General features: G+C 60.3%; 14 protein-coding genes. 11 read left to right on the forward strand and 3 right to left on the reverse strand.

All coding sequences use genetic code 11. From position 1 onward, the window contains the following. Positions 1–17 precede the first annotated feature (17 nt). The 3 genes from NZ960_02195 (at position 18) to NZ960_02205 (ending at position 3,516) form a co-directional block, all read left to right on the forward strand. Positions 18–1,451, forward strand: a complete 1,434-nt coding sequence (locus tag NZ960_02195) for a glycine--tRNA ligase (protein ID MCS7176426.1) — start codon at positions 18–20, stop codon at positions 1,449–1,451. 4 nt (positions 1,452–1,455) lie between these two features. After that, a complete protein-coding gene (locus NZ960_02200) occupies positions 1,456–3,123 on the forward strand; it encodes a S41 family peptidase (protein ID MCS7176427.1) in 1,668 nt (555 codons plus the stop codon). A 72-nt stretch (positions 3,124–3,195) separates the two neighbouring features. Beyond that, on the forward strand, positions 3,196–3,516 hold the full coding sequence (locus NZ960_02205; protein MCS7176428.1) for a hypothetical protein: 321 nt from the start codon (positions 3,196–3,198) through the stop codon (positions 3,514–3,516). Here NZ960_02205 and NZ960_02210 read toward each other — a convergent pair. From NZ960_02210 to NZ960_02220, 3 genes are read right to left on the reverse strand one after another with little or no spacing between them, the layout of a single operon-like run. Then, positions 3,513–6,044 (reverse strand): alpha-mannosidase, encoded by a 2,532-nt coding sequence (locus NZ960_02210; GenBank protein MCS7176429.1) that lies wholly within the window; start codon positions 6,042–6,044, stop codon positions 3,513–3,515. The two genes, NZ960_02205 and NZ960_02210, sit on opposite strands and share 4 nt — an antisense overlap. A gap of 14 nt (positions 6,045–6,058) precedes the next feature. Next, positions 6,059–9,115 carry an SMC family ATPase gene (locus NZ960_02215; GenBank protein ID MCS7176430.1) on the reverse strand — a complete coding sequence of 1,019 codons (3,057 nt, stop codon included), beginning with the start codon at positions 9,113–9,115 and terminating at the stop codon, positions 6,059–6,061. 10 nt (positions 9,116–9,125) lie between these two features. Continuing rightward, positions 9,126–10,337 carry an exonuclease SbcCD subunit D gene (locus tag NZ960_02220; protein MCS7176431.1) on the reverse strand — a complete coding sequence of 404 codons (1,212 nt, stop codon included), beginning with the start codon at positions 10,335–10,337 and terminating at the stop codon, positions 9,126–9,128. A 131-nt stretch (positions 10,338–10,468) separates the two neighbouring features. Here NZ960_02220 and NZ960_02225 point away from each other — a divergent pair, with 131 nt between their 5' ends. The 8 genes from NZ960_02225 to NZ960_02260 all read left to right on the forward strand — a co-directional run bounded on the left by NZ960_02225 (position 10,469) and on the right by NZ960_02260 (position 18,818). Continuing rightward, on the forward strand, positions 10,469–10,753 hold the full coding sequence (locus tag NZ960_02225; GenBank protein ID MCS7176432.1) for an acylphosphatase: 285 nt from the start codon (positions 10,469–10,471) through the stop codon (positions 10,751–10,753). A 40-nt stretch (positions 10,754–10,793) separates the two neighbouring features. Further along, positions 10,794–11,690 carry an SDR family NAD(P)-dependent oxidoreductase gene (locus NZ960_02230; protein ID MCS7176433.1) on the forward strand — a complete coding sequence of 299 codons (897 nt, stop codon included), beginning with the start codon at positions 10,794–10,796 and terminating at the stop codon, positions 11,688–11,690. Further along, positions 11,668–14,331 (forward strand): patatin-like phospholipase family protein, encoded by a 2,664-nt coding sequence (locus NZ960_02235; protein MCS7176434.1) that lies wholly within the window; start codon positions 11,668–11,670, stop codon positions 14,329–14,331. The genes NZ960_02230 and NZ960_02235 overlap by 23 nt, the downstream gene beginning before the upstream one ends. Next, a complete protein-coding gene (locus tag NZ960_02240) occupies positions 14,328–14,870 on the forward strand; it encodes an LOG family protein (GenBank protein MCS7176435.1) in 543 nt (180 codons plus the stop codon). The genes NZ960_02235 and NZ960_02240 overlap by 4 nt, the downstream gene beginning before the upstream one ends. A gap of 61 nt (positions 14,871–14,931) precedes the next feature. Next, positions 14,932–15,585 (forward strand): rhodanese-like domain-containing protein, encoded by a 654-nt coding sequence (locus NZ960_02245; GenBank protein ID MCS7176436.1) that lies wholly within the window; start codon positions 14,932–14,934, stop codon positions 15,583–15,585. After that, entirely contained in the window at positions 15,561–16,814 is a 1,254-nt protein-coding gene (locus NZ960_02250) for a sigma 54-interacting transcriptional regulator (protein ID MCS7176437.1), read from the forward strand. The genes NZ960_02245 and NZ960_02250 overlap by 25 nt, the downstream gene beginning before the upstream one ends. A gap of 16 nt (positions 16,815–16,830) precedes the next feature. After that, positions 16,831–17,712: an A/G-specific adenine glycosylase gene (locus NZ960_02255; GenBank protein MCS7176438.1), complete on the forward strand. Its 882-nt coding sequence runs from the start codon at positions 16,831–16,833 to the stop codon at positions 17,710–17,712. 83 nt (positions 17,713–17,795) lie between these two features. Beyond that, positions 17,796–18,818, forward strand: a complete 1,023-nt coding sequence (locus NZ960_02260; GenBank protein ID MCS7176439.1) for a hypothetical protein — start codon at positions 17,796–17,798, stop codon at positions 18,816–18,818. The last annotated feature ends 16 nt before the right edge of the window (positions 18,819–18,834 follow it).

Below are 18,834 nucleotides of genomic sequence, written 5' to 3' on the forward strand. Positions count from 1 at the left end.
AGCGCGTAAGGAGTACGATGGCGGCAGCCTCGTTAGACGCAGTAGTCTCCTTGGCCAAACGGCGTGGGTTTGTCTTTCAGTCTTCCGAGATCTACGGAGGCCTCAACGGCGTTTGGGACTTCGGTCCGTTGGGAGTTGAGCTACTGCGGAATCTCAAAGAGGCTTGGTGGCAGGCAATGACGCTGCGAGAGGATATCGAGGGCTTGGATGCTGCCATCCTCATGCATCCACGGGTTTGGGAAGCGAGCGGCCATGTGGCTCAGTTTTCCGACCCGATGGTGGATAACAGAGTTAGCAAGATGCGGTATCGGGCTGATGCTCTTATCGAGGATTACATCGGCCGGCTCTACGCCGAGGGGAGGACGGAGGAGGCACAGTACTGGGAGGGGCGGCTGCGGCGAGCTTCGGAGGCACGGGACTATCATGCCATCATCGTAGAAGCTCGCATCCCCGATCCTGTCTCTGGGACCTGCGAGTGGACGGAAGTGCGGCACTTCAACTTGATGTTCAAGACCTTCTTCGGCCCTGTCGAGGATGACGGCAGCATCGTCTACCTCCGTCCGGAGACGGCACAAGGCATCTATGTGAACTTCCTCAACGTCTTGCAGACCCGTCGTCGGAAGATCCCCTTCGGCATTGCACAGATTGGCAAAGCCTTCCGAAACGAGGTGACAACGAAGAACTTCCTCTTCCGGACGCGGGAGTTTGAGCAGATGGAGATGCAGTACTTCGTCAAGCCAGGGACAGAGCAGGAGTGGTTCGACTACTGGCTTCAGGAGCGCTACCGCTGGTATCGTGCCCTAGGCATCCCAGAAGAGCAGCTCCGGATTCGGCCACATGAGAAGCTAGCTCACTACGCTGCTGCGGCGGTGGATATCGAGTTCCTCTTTCCCTTCGGGTGGGGAGAACTGGAGGGCATCCACTCACGCACAGATTACGACTTGCGTCGTCACCAGGAGTACTCCGGGAAGCGGCTGGAGTACGTTGATCCCGTCACTCGCGAGAGCTACATCCCGTATGTCGTGGAGACTTCTGCGGGGGCGACACGCTCGTTCCTGGCGTTCCTCTGTAGTGCTTACGACGAAGAGATCCCACCGGGACGGGGAACAACGGAGCGCCGCACGGTGCTACGACTCCATCCGGCACTAGCCCCAGTCAAGGCAGCCGTCTTCCCATTGGTCAACCGTGATGGGATGCCAGAGGTGGCTCAGAAGCTCTATCGGGAGCTCCGCCGCTACTTGCGGGTGGAGTACGATGACTCGGGGGCAATTGGGCGCCGATACCGTCGGCAAGACGAGATTGGCACACCATTTTGCATCACCATAGACGGTCAGACGCTCCGAGATGAGACTGTGACGGTTCGGGACCGGGATACGATGGAGCAGGTCCGTATCCCGTTGAACCAAGTCTTAGCCTACCTTCACGAGCGGATCCAGCTTCCCGTTCCGTAGGGCGATGATGAAGAGTGTGCGTCGGTGGCTTGTGGTTGCTGGGTTCTGCGGCGTGGTCGCCGGGATTACGGTCTTGAGGTTAGCGGCCGTGGCTCAAGAGCCCTTCGTGATGAAGATGACCAAGGCCTTGGACATCTTCACGGCTGTACTGCGGCAGCTAATTACCCAGTACGTCGAACCGATTGATCCTGAGGAGCTGCTGCAGAGCTCGTTGGAGGTCATGCTGAAGCAGATAGACCCATACACGCGCTACATTGACGAAAGCGGCAGCGACGAGCTGGATATACTCTCGACGGGCTCGTATACGGGGATTGGGATCGTCGCTGGCATGCAGGATGACAGCCTGTTGACGGTGCTGGAGGTCCACGAGCATTCCGATGCTTGGCGTGCTGGCATCCGTGTCGGCGATCGGCTCCTCCAGCTTGACTCAACAGTCGTGCTGAAGCTGCCGCCGCGGAGGCTGCGACAGTACACCCGTGGGGAGCCTGGCACTGTAGTTCGCGTTGTGCTCTTACGAGAGCGCCTGTCAGGCGGCTACGACACGCTTCGGTTGCAAGTGCGGCGCGAGGAGATTCGCCTCCCCGCTGTCACGGTCGTGCGCCTCTTCGATGACGGCGTCGGTTATATTCGGCTGGAGCGGTTCTCTCGACGCGCGACAGAAGAAGTACGGCAAGCGCTTCAGCAGCTACAACAGCGGGCGTCCCTTCGGGGACTCATCATAGACGTGCGGGACAATCCTGGTGGGTTACTGGACGTTGCCGTCAATATCTGTGGGCTCTTCGTACCGCAGAACACTCCGCTGTTGACGATCCGAGGCCGAGATCCACAGCAGGACCGCGTCTACTACGCCTACGTCACTCCGGTAGAGACAGAGCTGCCGTTAGCGATCCTCATCGACCAAGGCAGTGCCAGTGCCTCAGAGATCCTAGCGGGGGTGCTTCAGGACCTGGACCGGGCGCTCATCGTCGGGAGCCCGTCAGTTGGGAAAGGTTCCGTGCAGTCGGTCCTTTCCCTCCCGCATGGGGCTTCGCTTCGGCTAACGACGTCGCGATACTACATGCCTTCGGGTAGATCCCCACAGAAGATGCCACTGCCTCTGCTTGCAGCTAAGCAGCCCGAGCCTCCACAGCCGTTCTTTACCCGTAATGGGCGCCGGGTAGAGGGCAACGTCGGCATCATCCCTGACACGATTGTATCGGCAGAGGATTCTCTGCCAGAACCCATCCGATGGCTCCAGAGGGAGGGATGGCTCTTTCGGTTCGCAACAGCCTATGCTGCTCAGTACACACAGCCTCCTTTCCGCTCTGCACCGGCAACTCTGCTCACGGAACTGGAACGCTTCTTAGAGCAGCACAAAGAGGCTGCCAGACTCTATCCCACGACTGCAGCCCTTACGAAGGCAGTGGAGGGAGCGCCGGACCATCTGCCCCCTGCGGCTGTGCGCCAACTCGAGCGGCTGCTCCAACAGAGTCGCCAACAGGAGCCTTCGCTGTTGCTGCGCTACCGCGAGGCTTTGCTGCCCCTGCTGGAGCGGGAGATTTTAGCACGCTTCCTCCCGGCCCGGCAACTCCAAGAGCGGTTCCTCCAGTACGATCGGCAACTTGCTGCCGCTGCCGCTCTCGTGAAGAGCCAGCGCTACTACCAAATCTTGGCTCTCACGCCGAATCGCTGAGCCGCTGCCATAACACGGGCGGCAAAACGTCTACAGCCCCCGCAAGAGTCTGATACGCGGTCCCGAACGGCCATGAGCACGTACATCGTCAATCCTGTGGAAGTGCGCATGCAGGAAGACAAGAACGGAACCCTCTACCCAGCGGTCGTAGCGATGAGCATGCGCGCGAACGATTTGGCACTGCAGATTCGCCAAAAGTTAGAGGAGCGGATCGCCGACCTCATTGGGGATAGCGAGACCGAGGGAGAGCTGTATTCCCGGCGTCTCCAGGAAGAGCAGCTCCGGATTGCGCTAGAGTTCGAGCAGATTCCAAAGCCGACCTTCATAGCGATGAAGGAACGGCTACAAGGGCAGCTGACTTATCGAATTCCGGAGTCTCCGGAGCCGTTCTAAGAAGTCTGCGAGGCCGAAGGCAGCCGCTTTAGTGGTACTGGTGAGGAAAGGGGGCGTTCTAAGAGGTCGGTCTCTGTAAGCGTGCCGTCGCGGAGGTCTATCCGAAAGGTTGTGACAGCATACGGTTGGAGCTCGACGTCGGCATAGTAGCCAAAGGCGGGAAACAAAAGCCTGCACACAGACTGTTGCCCTGTTGACTCCCAGAGGCGGACAATGAGCGCGTCGGCATCCTCCGTAAGCTTCAGCGCTGTGAGGACTGCAGAAGGATGCTCTATGTGCACTAGGGGCTGCACAGGCGCCCTACTCCTAGCAGGAGGGAAGGGATAGGCCAGCGGGGGGCGGAGTCGTATGTGAGCCTCGCGCTCTATGGCTTGGAGCCGGCTAAGGCTCTCGCCGGCATTAAGCCAGAACCGGAAGCGGTGCTCTCCCTGGTCAATGCGTGGCGTGAAGCGGTCGGGCGGCGCAATATGGGATACCCCAGCTACGGGATGGCCAGAGTACGCTGGGGAACGGACGAGCGAGAGGCGGAGTTCGCCACTGTGGCAGTCAACGCCGTACGTGGTGTCTGTGATGCAGCTCAGTGCATACGGCTCTTCTACGAGGCAGACCCACCGCTGTGCTACCTGTTCTGAGCCGTTCGTGGGGAGCTCCTCAACGGCGAACATGCTCTGGCCATAGAGACGGGCGTGGAGGAGCCGAGTAGGAAAGGCGAGCTTTAGGAGACTATCGCGCTCGTTCCAGTACAGCCGGAGGCGCAGCTCGATCTCTGCTCCTTCTCGAGGGATCACATAGTGCAAGCAGGCAAAGGAGCGGTAGCGGTGATGGAAGAGGGCCTCTACGACTGTGCAGAGTGGACCATCCTCTATGATTCGGACGGGATGGAGTGGTTCTGGGACACCGGCAAACCAAGCGGCTAGGGCTTTTGGAAGAAGCCGAAAATGACGGGCTTTGCGCCGAAAGTGGCGGACCCACATGCCCCAGGCGTCAGCGCTGTCGGGAATGACAAGCAAGCTGGCCATCCCTGCCCGGGCGTATTCGCGGCCGTGGACTCGGTAGCGCTCCAGGAGGCCGGTCTGACGGCTGATCCATATCTCGGCCTCGGTTGTGCGGAGGCGGATCCATTGAGGGTCTGTAGTCTGTGGCGGCGGAGGGGGAGGTACATACGCGAAACGGCAGGAGAACCGGTGCATACGCTGGGGCTGTAACGTCGCCCGGAAGAGGATTCGCTTGCGGAAGTCTTGGGGAAGGTTGCTCTCGGGGCGGAGCTCCTGGCAGCTAAGGGGGGTACCGTCTTCTGAGAAGAGCTGTGGCTGTGCATGGAGTGTGGAGCGGTTCGGCTCCTCTGGCTGGCATTCGCACTCCAATAGCACCGTGACCGGGTAGGGGTGGTGGTTGTACACGAGGATGGGAATCTCATCAGGAACTGCCGGAGGCTGGCCAACGGAGAGGGCAATGAAGGAGCGATAGAGGAGTCCGTCAACCGTGTGGAGGGCTGAGGATAGGCGTTGGAGGGCCGATATTGTTGCGGATTCCGTGCACGTTCCGGCGAGGATGTCGTGGAACTGGCAGAAGAGCACTGCCTCCCATGCGCGACGCAGTGATTCTCTGGGATAGGGCAGGAGCCCAAGGAGTGCAGCACACGTGGCCATGGTTTCAGCGGTGATGAGGCGGTCTTCGGCGAGGCGATAGAGCTGCTTGAGCCGTATGTTGGTTGTGTAGGCTCCTACGGCCCACGGTCGGAGGCTCTGGCGGACAACAGGGAGCTTGGAGCGCAAAGGCTCTATTGCCTCCAAGTACTCCTCAGGGGTGGCATGCTGGAACTGCCAATCCATCGCCTGTTGCAGTTCCCGAAGTGCATGCAGGTCTATCTCCGAGGGACCGCCACCATGATTGCCCACTCCCCACGGAAAGAGCAGGGGGTGGGGGCTGTCCTGCTGCTGTAGGAAGGAGCGTAGCTTCTCGGCAGCCTTTCCGAGAGGTGTGTTGTAGTGCGAATCGGCACGAATCCCGATGACTTGGGAGCCATCAACCCCTTCCCATCGGAATATGCTATGCGGCAATGGCAGCCGTTCTCGCGAGGGACGGCAGAAGATGTAGGCGCGGTAACCGCTGCGGGCTAAGATCTGGACTAGCCCGCGGCTGTGTCCAAATGAGTCCACATTGAGGGCCACGACTGGCTCGGTGCCGAAAGTGCGGGTGAAGTAGCGATGGCCTACGAGGATCTGGCGCACCATTGCCTCCCCGCAGGGGAGGTTGCAGTCGGGCTGGAGGTACCATCCTCCTGCCGGATACCACTGCCCACTTTGGACCAGATGCCGGATGCGCTCAAACAGCTCGGGCTCGTAGAGCTCAACCCAGTGGTAGAGCAGGGCCTCGTTCTGGTTGAAGCGGAGCTCCGGGTACCGTTGACAGAGTTGGACGACACTGCGGAATGTTGCCAGCGTTACGGCAACGCCTTCATGCCAATCCCACAACCAGACTGGGTCAATATGGGTCTGCGCCAAGAGGTAGACCTTGCGGCGTTCCATAGGAGCTTGTCCCTCTACTGACGCGCGAGCTGCAAGGAGTTCTCTCCATGCGAGGAGTTCTCTCCAACCTTGAGGTAGGCCTCCAGCTCTTGCTGGAGTTCTTCTCGGTGCGAGATAATCCCTATCAGGCGTCCTTGGCGGCGGAGTTGGTGGAGGGTCCCCATGACGATCTGGAGACTCTCGCGGTCTAGGCTGCCGAATCCTTCATCGATGAAGAGCAGGCATCGTCGGAGTCGGGAATTTGCGCGGACCATGTCTGAAAGGGCCAGAGCTAATGCCAGGGAAGCCTGGAAGAGCTGCCCTCCAGATAGGGTGCTGATTTCCCTCTCCCTTCCTTCGTAGCTGAAGTCTCGGACACATAGCTCCCTTCCGCCCTCTCTCACCCCCAGCTCCAAGAGACCATATGTCCACTTCCGCAGGTACTCGTTGGCCCTATTGCAGATGCCATCCATGTAGGACGCGGCGATGAAGTTGATGAAGGCATTGCCTTGGAAGAGCCTTGCCAGCTTCTCGATGCGGTCGCATCGGACGCAGAGCTTTTCGTACTCCTGCGAAAGCTGAGCGTACCGCTCGCGGGCTTGCTGTACCTCTTCGAGCTGTCGCTTTAGGGCCCCTTGGCGTTCTGCCAATTCCTCTAGCTCTCGCTCGAGACGAGCCCGCTCTGTGCAGATACGCTCGTGCTCGTCGGGCTGGTAGCGAGCGGTTTCTGTGCTGAGGCGATCACATTCCTCCTGAAGCATTTTCAGGCGCCTTTGGAGGTCCCGCAGCTCGCTGAGCTCCTTGTAGAGTTCATCATACGGGTGCTGGAGAAGCTGTTGTGCTTCGGCGAGCAATAGACCTTCCGCTTCACATGCTGCTCGGAAGTCTTGGTGGCATTTGTCAATTTCAGCTTCCATCTCGGCAAGCTGCTTGCGAAGGGTTTCTATCTGCCCCTGTACCCTGTCGAACTCGGTCTGCTTCTCCTGAAGCCCTTTCTGCACCCTGGGGAGTTCTTCTTCTACCTGCTGCCGTCTGGCTTTGAGCTCCTCGTGGAGCTTGCGGAGCGTCTCCTGGGTGTAGTGGAGAAGAGATTCGTCGTAGTCCTTCACTCTTTGGCAAAGGTGCTCGTAGGAGCTGCTGCTCTGAGCGTAGTCATTTGATAAGCGGTTGTAGTACTCTCGGCGTTCGAGTTCTTGGCGTCTGTACTCCTCGAGCTGTTCGAGGCGTTCGCGCTCCTCGGTATTGAGATCTTGGAGTTCCTGCTGGAGCTGCCCATAGCGCTGCCTTGCAACCTGTAGTTGATGCTCTAGTGCATCAGGAGACCAGCCAGACCACGTAAACGAGCGTCGGTGTTCAGCAATTTTCTGCTGGATGGACTCCAGCTTAGACTCTATCTCACGGCGCTGCCCTTCGAGCACTTCAAAGCGTGCTGCATAGTCGTTTCGAAGAGTGCGAAGGTATTCCAGCCATCCCTGGAGCACGGAGAGCTGTTCCAGGCTCTTCTCAAGCTCCTCCTGAAGGTGCGGGTCGGAGAGAGCGGGGGAGGGATGGTCGAGGGAGCCACACACGGGGCAGGGCTGATGTGGCTCAAGAAGCTGTGCCAGCTCAGCTGCGCTCTGGCGTTGCCGCAAGCGCTCATGTTGCCGCTGATGCTGCTCTATAGCAGAGCGGAGTCGGTCCTCCACTTGCTCAAGCTCGTCGGAGTGGGGACTCTGGGGCCGGTATTCCTCTGACAGTTCACCACATCTTCGGAGGAACTCCGCTTCCGCTTCGGCTATTTTTTCGTTGCACTTCCGAAGTTCATCGCTAAGCTCGCTGTGCTGATTCCGAAGCGCCTTGTCTACGCTGTGCCAATCGACCAGCTCGTGAAGCTCTGCATACGACTTCAACTCATCGATAAGCCGTTGGCGCTGTTTGCGGAGAGCCTCTAACTCCTCTTCAAGCCGCTGACGGGAGTGCTGTAGAGAGGCAAGCTGTTGGCTGAGTTCCTGGCGTTCGAGATCTAGTTCGGTCAGCCTCTCTCGGAGCGCTGCAGCTTGCGCAGCGTCGTCGTAAAGTTGGATGATCTCAGGGCTGAGCTCGTGGCTGTCGGCAAGCGACCGCAACTCTTCATAGCGCCGTTGGAGGGGACTTAGAGAGTTCTGGAGCTCATCAGCCGCTTGCTGCAATGGGATGAGTTGGTCCTGGAGCTTACGGCGATGTTCCAGTTTGTTTTGCAGTTGCTGCCAGGGTCGGAGCAGCCGCTCACGGCAGTGGAGGAGGTGCTCAAGTCGTTGGCATCGTTCATCCACATCTGGGTACTGCCGGTGTAGATCCTGTAGCTCTTGGCGGAGTCTCTGGTACTGTTGGTATTGCTCGGCAAGCCGCTGGAACCCCTGCTCTCTGTGGAGCAGCTCTTGGTGGCGCTGCTTCAGCTCTTCCTGCTTGGCCTTAGCTTCTTCCAGCTCTTCCTGTAGGCTCTGAAGCAGCTCTTCGGAGGCGGATTCTCTGTATTGATTCAGCTGCTGTTCCAGGCTCTTCTTGCTGAGGTTGGCTTCTTGCCTCACGTCGCGGATAGTCAGTGAGAAGTCGTAGCGGTGGAGCTGGAACAGCTTTTGGAGTGCTTCGGCGCGGTCTCCGGAGTCCAGTGTCAAGAAGTTCTGGAATTGCCCCTGTGGCAAGAGGATGGCGCGGCAGAAGTTGTCGTAGTCCAAGCCAAGCAGCTTAGCAACTTCGTTGGCTGTATTTCCACTGACTTGTCGCCATTTTCCGGAGTGGGATTGGAAGAGCTGATGGAGGAGTCTGCCCTTCTCGTTGGCTCGGTAGCGACATTGGTAGAGATGCTGACCATCGTGAGTGTCCAGAAGGAAGGTGAAATCTACGCTGACTTTTTGGCTCTTGGGGTTCATGATGACGGCGATACTCTTGTTCCGGGGCTTCCGAGGGCATTCAGCATAGAGGGCCAGCAGCATTGCTTCGACGATCGCCGACTTGCCACTCCCTGTTGGCCCTATGATGCCGAAGAGGCCTGCATCTACGAGCGGGCCGAAGTCTATCCGCTGCTTAGTGCTGTACGAAAAGAGGCCTTCAATGGTCAACTCCAGCGGGATCATGGCTGTTCTCCTAGGTATCGTGTTGCAAGGCTCTATGCCGTTGCAGAACTTCTCGGAAGAGCTCTACCATTGCCGCGTCTGGGTCCTGTCTCTCCTTGTAGCGGAAGAAAGTGGTGAAGAGGGTCTCGATGTCGTCGAGGAGAGCCTCAGGGGATGAGAATTCCGAAAGCTCCTGCTGCAGCTTCACGGGGGTGATGAAGAGGTGCCGATGGGAACCCCGGAGCTGTTGTAGCTCCTCAGGGCTTAAAGGGGCATCAGAGTACAGCAGCAGCTCCACGTACGCTTCGCTCGGTAAGTTCTGGAGCCGCTGCAGAGCCTCTTGGCTGTTCTGGCAGATGAGGCGATATAGAGGGTAGCCGCCGGAGAGTGGTAGGGGGTTGATCTGGACACCATTGGGGTTGAGTTCTACGAGGAGCGCGACTTTGTTGGGATTGGTGTCGGAGAAGGAGTACTGTAGCAGGCTGCCCGAGTAGGCAATCGTTGGTGAAGATTGGCGGATGATCTGGAACTGGTGGAGGTGTCCTAGGGCTACGTAGTGGACCATTGATGGGAAATCGTCTGGCGAGAATGCTTCGTTACCGAAGCTGATGGGACGCTCTTCCTCGTCCTCCTGCAGGACTATGCCATCTGCGGAGCAGTAAAGGTGTGCCACGAGAACTGTTGGCATGGGAACATGAGCGCGGCTCTGCAGGCGTTCTTCCCACTGCGTTCTCAGCCATGCGGGGAGCTGAGTGTCTACGATTTGCTGGAGTCGGTACGGGGAGACGTAGGGTGTTAGCAGGAAGCGCACGTCAAAGGGCCAGCGGGGGTGCTGAAGCTCCAATATTCCGTTGGCGCTGTAGGAGACGACAGCTTTCCCAAGGTGTGTCCCGGCCTGTGGTAGGGTGGAATCCAGAGAGCCGAGGAGTAGGACCCCTAAGGGATAGCCCCAGCAAGCTGCTGACTCCAGGCGCTCTGGGGAGTCGTGGTTGCCGGCGATGACAATGACCGGCCGCTCGCCTCCGCGGGCCAGCTCGTGCAGGACCTTAAAGCAGAGTGTCTGGGCTTCAGCAGGAGGGTTAGCACTGTCGTAGACATCGCCGGCGATCAGGATGGCATGGACTTTCTGCTCATCTGCATGGAGCACGAGGGATTCCAATGCTCGGCACTGTTCTTCCAGGCGATTGAATTGCCGTAGGCGTTTCCCCAAATGCCAGTCTGCTGTATGAAGGAGACGTATCATCCCCTGCACGCTCAGCACATGGGCTAACACGAGCGGGATAGCTCATACGTAAAATTAGCGGCTCCGGGTAGCGCTGGCGAATCGGGTACTGCAGAGGATACAGGTGTTCGTTTGGTGTCTGTAGGACCGTGATGGCATTGCAGCGTGCGCACATCCGAGTCCGCGGTTTCGTTCAAGGTGTGGGCTTTCGCTACTTCGTCCTACACCACGCTCGCTCGCTAGGCCTTGTGGGGTACGTGCGTAATTGCCCAGGGGGCGAGGTGGAAGCGGTTGTTGAGGGAGAAGCAGAGCGAATCGAGGAGCTGGTGCGACTGATGCGCTTCGGGCCACCGGCTGCACGGGTAGACGCTGTGGAGCTTGAATGGGAATCTCCTACAGGGGAGTTCACCGTGTTTGAAATTCGGCGGGGCAGGTGAGCGTCAGAGCGGGTGCGTCCAGTTTCTGTGTGGATGGAGGATGGAGTTGCAGCCAGAGACGGTTGTGCTGATTACGGGGGCTTCTTCAGGGATTGGGGCAGCAGCAGCATGCCGCTTTGCACAGGAGGGGGTCCGAGTGGCCATCGCAGCACGACGTCGGGAGCGCTTGGAGGCAGTCGAGCAGGAGCTACGGTGTTCTGGCTCGGAGGTGCTTGCTGTTCCGACCGATGTAGCTGATCCTGAGCAGGCTCGAAACCTCGTGGAACGAGTCCTTCAGCAGTGGGGGAGGATTGACGTCTTGCTGCTCAACGCAGGGCGGGGAAACTTGGCGGCCGTTGAGGAGACGACGCCCGAGCAGCTCTGGCGGATTTTCGCTGTCAACGCATTCGCTCTTTGGTACGTCACGGCACCTGCACTTCCCCATATGAAGCGGCGTGGCACGGGGCATATCTTGGTCGTTGCCAGCGTTGCCGGCAAGTGGGGATACCCGTACATGAGCGCGTACGTCGCTGCAAAGCACGCTGCCGTTGGGTTCGTGGCGGCTCTTCGGACGGAGCTGCTGGAGACAGGGATTGAGGCGACTGTCGTCTGCCCAGCGGCAGTAGAGACGGAGTGGGGAGAGGTCAGCGAGGGTGGACCCATAGGAGTGCTGTACCAAGAGGGCATCCGGCGCTCTAAGGAGATTGCTCGTGAGCGCGGTATCCCTCTGGCACCGCTGCCGAAGATTCTCACACCCGAAGCCATTGCGGAGCAGCTTGTGGAAATCGTTCGGAATCCTTCCAAGGCAGATGTCTTTACCCACGCAGGGACAGAGGAGCTGGCGCTTCTGGCGGCGCGTGACCGGCGGGAGCTGGAGCAACGGATGCTGCCGTTCTACTTGGGGGTCCGGCAGGTCTACGAGGAGTGGCGTCGCCATGGCACGGCTGAAACTCCGTAGATACGGGGCCCTTGTGCTACTGGGGTGGAACGCTGTAGGGGCGACGGAGGTAGAGTGGAGAATTCCGGAACCGTGGCGACTAGCTCCGCCGCTGGTCATCGTGTTGAGTGGCGGCGGCGCCCGCGGGATTGCTCAGCTGGGGGTCTTGGAGGTCTTAGAGCAGCACGGTTGGGTTCCTGATGGGATTGTTGGCACCAGCATCGGGGCTATCCTCGGCGGGCTCTATGCCAGCGGCTATACTGTGCAGGAGCTCCAAGAGATCGTGTGGCGCACGAACTGGGAGGAGTTGCTGTCCCTCCGCGAGCATGAGCGTGCTCAACTCTTCGTAGACCAGCGTCAGGAGGAGGATCGCAGCTTGCTGACGCTCTCGTTCGATGCTTTCCGTCCCGTGCTGCCGTTGGCACTCTCCCCTGGAACGCGGATGACAGCCTACTTGCAGGAGCTGGTATGGGGGGCTCCCTACCGCTCTTCGGATTTCGACCAATTGTGGTGCCGCTTCCGGGCCGTTGCTACGGATCTGCTGCGGGGACGAGCTGTTGTCCTGCGTCGTGGAGACTTAGCGATGGCACTACGGGCAAGCGCAGTCTTCCCGCTGCGGTACGTCCCTGTGCGCTGGGATTCCCTGCTGCTGGTAGATGGAGGATTGGAGGCCAATCTCCCCGTGCGGTTGGCGCGGCAGGAGTTCCCGGAAGCTGTCATCGTTGCTGTCAACACAACGGCGCCGCTCCGTACGGAGGCGCAGCTTACGACCCCGTGGGCGATTGCTGATCAGAGCATCTCGCTCGTAATGCAGCGCTTCATCGAGCAAGACCGGGCTGCAGCCGATGTCCTCATTGAGCCGGCGTTGGGGCACCACGGGACGCTGGAGTTCCGCGACTTCGCAACACTCATTGCGCGGGGGCGTGAAGCGGCAGTAGCGGCGCTACCACAGCTCCAGCAGCGGTATCGGATGTTCTGGGATTCACTTGCCCAAGTGTATGCTCAGCGCTTCGGCGCTGGTTATGCTGCCCGAGTGGCGGAGATTCGTTGGAGTGGCTTTACAGCAGAGGAGGAGGAAGCTCTGGAACACCTCCGCAGTCGGACGCTGCCGGAAGCGCTATCAGGTATTCTTTGGCTTAGTGCCCGAGGGGGCTACCGACAGCTCGTGGTGCGCGCGGGCTGGGACGGTAGAGGGATTGTTCTCTCCTGCCATGTGGAGCCGTATCCAGAATGTCGGGCATTGGAACTGTGGGGGATGCCGGCGGGGGTAGCCGAGCTTCTGGCCCGGATGGCTGCAGTGGGTGAGCGCTGTAGGACGGGAGGGCCCGCTCAGCGTCGGCTGGAGTGGCGACTGCGCCGTGCTCTCAAGGCCCTAGACCTTGATACGTTGGTGCCCCGAACGTGGAGTGTGGCAGATTCCTGCCTCTACGCGTGGCTTGAGCGCGAGCATGTGTGGAGGGTGGAATGTAGCGGGGTCTCACCCCAAGAGTGCCGCGATGTGCAGGAGTTCTTAACACTGGAGGAGGGAAGACCCATCATGTGGCAGCGCTTCTGGCCTCGGTGGCAAGGGCTGCAGCATTCTGGACTCTTCCGCAGCTTGGAGGCGTATCGGGAGCAGGACGGGGAGAGGGTAACCTTCCGCCTGCGACTCTCTCGGGTTCCTCCGCAGCAAGTCCATTTCGGGCTGCGAACTGACAACGAGCGTTACACACGCCTGTGGCTCGAGGCTGTTCACCGGCAAGGCGTCATACCGCAGATGGAGGTGCGAGCAGCGGGCATCGTTGGACCACGCGATGGGGCTGTCAGTCTGCAGGTAGCCCTGCAGCGGCGTTCGGCTGACATCGGAGCGGCGGTGCAGGCTCGGCTCTACGCCAGCAGCCGATTGGTCCGGCTCTTCGAGAGAAGGCCGACGTCAACGGGATGGGAGGTCATCACCACCGGGGACGCACGCCAGCAGCGGTACGGGATACGGCTGGGACTCCGCCTTCCCTTTCAGCCGGTAGATGTTATCGAAGGCTGGCTTTCATACGAGCGACAGCGAGAAGCTCCGGAGGGGCAAGCGGTGCCGTTTGCTACGATCCTCCTTTGGGGTACCGCATTTGGGCACGACAGTCGAGATCGCACCGAATTCCCGAGGCAGGGGCGCCTTGCGCGGCTCAGCTTCGAAGGTGCGCTCCCTCGGTGGTTTGAGGCCACCGTTGGTTTCACACGCTTGGAGGTTGCCTTCGGCCGATCCTACCGCGTGTGGTGGGGGCACAGCTTGTGGACGGAGCTCCACTTTGCCGCGGGGGATATCGCGATGCCCCAAATAGAGTTCTTCTCCCTGGGAGGACTCCGGAGCTTCTGGGCACTTCGGGAGGATGAGCTCGTAGGTCGCCAGCTCGTTCGGCTGAGCGCTCTGTACCAGCTTCCCGTGCCGCCAATCCTTGGGCTGCCGAGCAGCCTTGCGCTTCGCTATGACGTGGGGGGCGTCTGGATAGCACCGCAGCAGATTCGGTTGGGGTCGCTGCAGCATGGGGTTGGGTTGGGTGTCTGTGTGGAGACACCGCTTGGCTTGGCGGTAGCGACCCTTGCGCGGGGGTTTGAGTTCTCTCGCGGTGTTCCAGCATTACGCTGGGGACCAACCGTTGTAGCATTCATGCTGGGGAGTGCGTTGCCATGAGTCTTATCGTGACCGTCTTCGGTAGCGGTCGTCAAGGTCCCGAGGATCCCGCCTACCAAGACGCCGTGCGTTTGGGGGAGCTGTTAGGCCGAGCAGGCTGGGGAGTTGCAACCGGCGGGTACGGTGGCATTATGGAAGCGGTACTCCGAGGGGCGGCTGCATTCCCAGTGCGTCGCATTGGCGTCGTGACAACCGCACTGGCTGCCCGAACAGTCAATCCCTACGTTGACGAGTCCATCACCGTGCCTACGTACCTGGAGCGCTTGCAGAAGCTCGTTGAACTGGGGGCAGCCTACGTCGTCTTCCCTGGGGGCACGGGGACATTGTTGGAGCTGTTCGCCGTCTGGGCGCTGAGAGAACGCCGTCTGCTGTCTGATAGGCCGATTGTGTGCCTTGGTGAGCGCTGGACCTATGCTCTCCATGGGCTTGTTGCCAGTCTCCCGGAGCTTGGAGCGGCGCGGATGCTCGTAGAGGTTGCGGCGACACCTGAGGAGGCCTTTCGGCTCCTTGAGGACGGCTTAAGGTCCAGCAGCCGCTAACTGCAATGGGCTCCTTGTACGTCAAAGCAGCTAAAGAGCTGGCTGTAAAGGGGACGAGCCGATGCAGAGGACGCTGTGGGAAGCCGTGTCATTGGTAGTGTTAGCTACCCTGGTGGCCCTGGTCTTCAATGCTGTCAATCCCAAGGGAATTCCATTGCTGCGGAGCCAGCAGCGGCTGCCGGTTGTGGAAGATTCCGTCCTCCAGCAGCTCCTGCAGTCTGCGGAGTCGCAGTCAGACACTTCGAGGCATAGCGGGGGCGGAGAAGAACACGCGTCGCGGCTGGTGGCTGCAGCGGTGCGAACGGATACTTCGGTGTCCACGACTCGCAGGAGCGCTTCCCAAACTCCTGACACTAAGGGCTCCGAAGCTACGGCAGACCATCAGGCGGGACAGCTCTCCATCCGTGTCGTGAAGTACGAGCACATGCTCCAACTCCTCCGACATCCAGAAGTGCTCCTCATTGATGCACGGCGCCCTGAAGACTACGCTGCCGGCCACATCCCGGGAGCCCGCAACATCTTCGCCTACGACATGGAGGCGCATATCCCGGAGCTCCTACAGCTTCCGCGGTCGAAGCCGATCGTCATCTACTGCGATGGCGGGCAGTGCGAGCTAAGCCGTCACTTAGCAGAGCAACTGCGGAACTTAGGCTTTCGGCAGCTCTACATCTACGAAGGCGGATGGGAAGAATGGCGCCGTCGCCAGTCCAACTGACCAAGGGCGCAGAGGAGGAGGCACAGTTCCAGCTTCTGCAGTGGCGCTACGGTATCGTTGGGCAATCGGCCGCGCTGCGGCAGGCACTGCGCCTCCTACTGCAGGTTGCATCGACGGATCTCACTGTGCTGCTGACAGGCGAGACTGGCACGGGGAAAGAGCTCTTCGCCCGAGCTATCCACGGCCTCAGCCCACGGCGCCGCTCAGCGTTCGTCAGCATCAACTGCGCAGCGATCCCTGAGACGCTCTTGGAGTCGGAGCTCTTTGGGCATGTCCGCGGAGCTTTCACTGGCGCCACTAGCGACCGACAGGGGTTCTTGGAGGTCGCCGACCGCGGGACTCTCTTCTTGGACGAGATCGGCGAGATGCCGCTGGCGCTGCAGGCAAAGCTGCTGCGGGTCTTAGAGACTGGTGAGTTCTCCCCACTGGGGTCCTCCGAGGTTCGCCGCGTAGACATCCGGCTCATTGCAGCAACGAACCGCGATCTGGAATCGGCCGTCCGCGAAGGGAGCTTCCGCCGCGACCTGTACTACCGGCTCAATACAGTCCGCATCCACCTGCCGCCACTGCGAGAGCGGCCAGAGGATATCCCGCTGCTTGTGGAGTACTTCGCAGCGAAGACGTGCGAGCGACTGGGCATAGAGTTTGAGGGGATCGACCCGCAGGCTCTAGAGCTCCTCCAACAGCAGCCGTGGCCTGGGAACGTTCGGGAGCTCCGCAACCTGGTGGAGACCGTCATAACGTTGGAGCGGGGGGCATACTTGACGCCAGAGCTTGTGCAGCGCTACCTACAGCAGATGGCCCCGGTGGAGCAGCCCCTTGCTGTGTACGAGCCCGTTCCAGCAGAACGGGCGATCGTTGTAGCAGGTCGCTCGCAGGAGGCGAGGAGTGTACCGGCCGCATTCGACATCGGGTTACTCTACCGGGTCCTGCTGGATATCCGCAGCGAGCTGGGGGACCTTCGACGGGGATTACAAGCAGTGGGCTCGCTCTTGCAAGAGCTCCAAGAAGTGCTGGGGAGGCTGCGGTATCAGGACGATACCGACGATGCCGTCATCCGGCTGCGGAACGAGGCTGACTTCCGGCTAGAGGACATCGAGCGGCGGCTCATTATCGCTGCTCTGAAGCGATTCGGGGGGAACCGTCGCTTAGCGGCTCGTGTGCTGGGGATTAGCGAGCGCACGCTCTACCGCAAGTTGGCGCAGTATGGCCTCGGGGAGGCGTTCTGAGACTGCACCGTCAGCAGTGCTCCCCGTACGTCGCCTTCAGCGGGCAGTGCTGGAATGGTACGCACGGCACCAGCGTCCGCTGACGTGGCGCTCCTTTCCTCCGGAGCCCTACGCGGTACTGGTTCGTGAGGTGATGTTGCAGCAGACCCAGGCTGGGAGAGTCGAGCGAGCACTCGAGAGGTTTTTGGAGCGCTTCCCGAGCTTTCAGAGCCTGGCAGCAGCGTCGCTAGCAGAGGTCCTGCAGTGCTGGCAGGGGTTGGGGTACAATCTTCGGGCGCGTCGGCTCTGGGAGTGTGCCCGAACTGTGGTCAGCCACTACGGGGGACAACTCCCTCAGGAGCCGAGTCTCCTTCAGCGTTTGCCGGGCATTGGTCCGTACACCGCCGCGGCTGTGGCCACCTTTGCGTTTGGGCGGCAAGACCTGCCAGTGGTGGACACGAACGTCCGGCGGGTCCTCCAGCGTCTCGTTGGGGAGGAACTTCCGCAGCAGGTGGTAGAGCATGCTCGCCGACTCATTCCCAGGGGCAAGTCCGCAGAGTGGCATCAAGCCTTGATGGACATCGGTGCCCTCCTCTGTCGCCCTCGTTCCCCGCGCTGTGGGGAGTGTCCGCTACAGCAGTGGTGCCAGTATGCGCGGAATCCTGTGCCTAGTGTGCCAGCGAAGAGAGTGGAAGAGCCCAGCTTCGAAGGAATCCCCAGGCGGTTGTGGCGAGGACGAGTCCTGCGGATTGTGGCCACACAAGGGAAGGCAAGCTTGCGGCAGGTTGCTCAGATGCTCTTCGGGCAGATTCCGACGGCGCAGCAACGACTGTGGGTGCGTCATGTGGTCCAAGGGCTAGTCCGCGACGGGCTCCTGGTGCGTTCGGGTGGAATGCTCTGCCTACCTCGAGGGGCATAGGGATAGGGCAGGTTGCTGCCCGGGGGGCTTTTTCTGTATTTTCGCGGCCGACGTGCATGGTGCTACTTTGGCGGAGACTACAGATGCGCTGGGATCTGCGACGGTATAGCCTTGTAGGCATCGCCCTCCTTTTGGCTTGCCAACAGGCTCCTCGGCCTGCCCCGATAGGGGAGCTCCAGCGGTACAAAGACCCCGTCGTAGGCTTTGAGGTGCTCTACCCAGCCAATTGGCATGTGCGGTCGGTTGCCGGGGAGAGCTTCTTGGTGCTCTCCTCCGAGGCTGCGCTAGAGCGATTCGTGCGTTGGGATGCTGAAGGGCCAAAGGCAGCGAAGATCGAGGTGACTGTCCTACTGCTGCAGGGCAAGAGCATCGACAGCATACTGCTGGAGCGCAAGATCTTCAGCGACGAGGTCTATAGCCCTCCAGAGACCGTCACTGTTGGTGGTGCAGCGGGGCGCAAGCTGCGGTATCGCTTCCCGCTGCGGGATGGGGAAGTGGAGGGCGAACTCTACATCGCTTCAGCTGATGGACAGGTTGCCACTGTAGTAGAGTGTGCTGCCTTCGGAGGGACATTCCCAGCCTACCGAACACTCTTCGATTCTGTTCTGGCGACCCTGACGTTAGCAAGGCAGCCTGCACCAGCACAGCCTACAACGGCTACACCAGCGCAGCCTTCCCCACCGTCACAGACGCTCCGCAACTACGTTGGGCAGGGCTTCACGATTCAAGTCCCGGAGAACTTCCGCGCCGAGCGGACCAGCGTGCCGGCATCGCTGTTCTCGGTTCGCTTCGTTGGTGACCGTAACGACTGCATCATCCAGGTGGACGTCTTCGACGCTTCGCAGCAGCGTGACCTGCGGAAGATCGTGGAGGAGAACCGCCCCCGCTATCGTGCCGCGGAGGCAGTCCCAGTACGCCTCTCTGGGCAGGAGGCATACTACTTGGAGTACGCAGCGGCGGCCCAAGTGCAAGGGCGGGCCTACTTCGTGCTGGCAGACAAGAGGCTCTACCGGGTTGTCATCACGTGGTATAAGCCAGAAGAGTCGGTCTACCGGCCCGTCTTTGAGCGTGTCGTCCAGAGCTTCCGCCTCCAGACGCGGTCATAGCTGATAGTGGGCAGGA

Origin of the sequence: Candidatus Kapaibacterium sp. (assembly GCA_025059875.1) — a bacterium.
In the GTDB taxonomy this organism is placed as follows: Bacteria; Bacteroidota; Ignavibacteria; order Kapaibacteriales; family HRBIN21; genus HRBIN21.

Excerpts from the sequence above, each read along its gene's own strand:
- NZ960_02220 (MCS7176431.1), bottom strand. The coding sequence starts at position 10,337 with ATGATACGTCTCCTTCATACAGCAGACTGGCATTTGGGGAAACGCCTA.
- NZ960_02225 (MCS7176432.1), top strand. The coding sequence starts at position 10,469 with ATGGCATTGCAGCGTGCGCACATCCGAGTCCGCGGTTTCGTTCAAGGT.
- NZ960_02210 (MCS7176429.1), bottom strand. The coding sequence starts at position 6,044 with ATGGAACGCCGCAAGGTCTACCTCTTGGCGCAGACCCATATTGACCCA.
- NZ960_02195 (MCS7176426.1), top strand. The coding sequence starts at position 18 with ATGGCGGCAGCCTCGTTAGACGCAGTAGTCTCCTTGGCCAAACGGCGT.
- NZ960_02230 (MCS7176433.1), top strand. The coding sequence starts at position 10,794 with ATGGAGTTGCAGCCAGAGACGGTTGTGCTGATTACGGGGGCTTCTTCA.
- NZ960_02245 (MCS7176436.1), top strand. The coding sequence starts at position 14,932 with ATGCAGAGGACGCTGTGGGAAGCCGTGTCATTGGTAGTGTTAGCTACC.
- NZ960_02200 (MCS7176427.1), top strand. The coding sequence starts at position 1,456 with ATGATGAAGAGTGTGCGTCGGTGGCTTGTGGTTGCTGGGTTCTGCGGC.
- NZ960_02235 (MCS7176434.1), top strand. The coding sequence starts at position 11,668 with ATGGCACGGCTGAAACTCCGTAGATACGGGGCCCTTGTGCTACTGGGG.
- NZ960_02205 (MCS7176428.1), top strand. The coding sequence starts at position 3,196 with ATGAGCACGTACATCGTCAATCCTGTGGAAGTGCGCATGCAGGAAGAC.
- NZ960_02250 (MCS7176437.1), top strand. The coding sequence starts at position 15,561 with ATGGCGCCGTCGCCAGTCCAACTGACCAAGGGCGCAGAGGAGGAGGCA.
- NZ960_02260 (MCS7176439.1), top strand. The coding sequence starts at position 17,796 with ATGCGCTGGGATCTGCGACGGTATAGCCTTGTAGGCATCGCCCTCCTT.
- NZ960_02215 (MCS7176430.1), bottom strand. The coding sequence starts at position 9,115 with ATGATCCCGCTGGAGTTGACCATTGAAGGCCTCTTTTCGTACAGCACT.
- NZ960_02240 (MCS7176435.1), top strand. The coding sequence starts at position 14,328 with ATGAGTCTTATCGTGACCGTCTTCGGTAGCGGTCGTCAAGGTCCCGAG.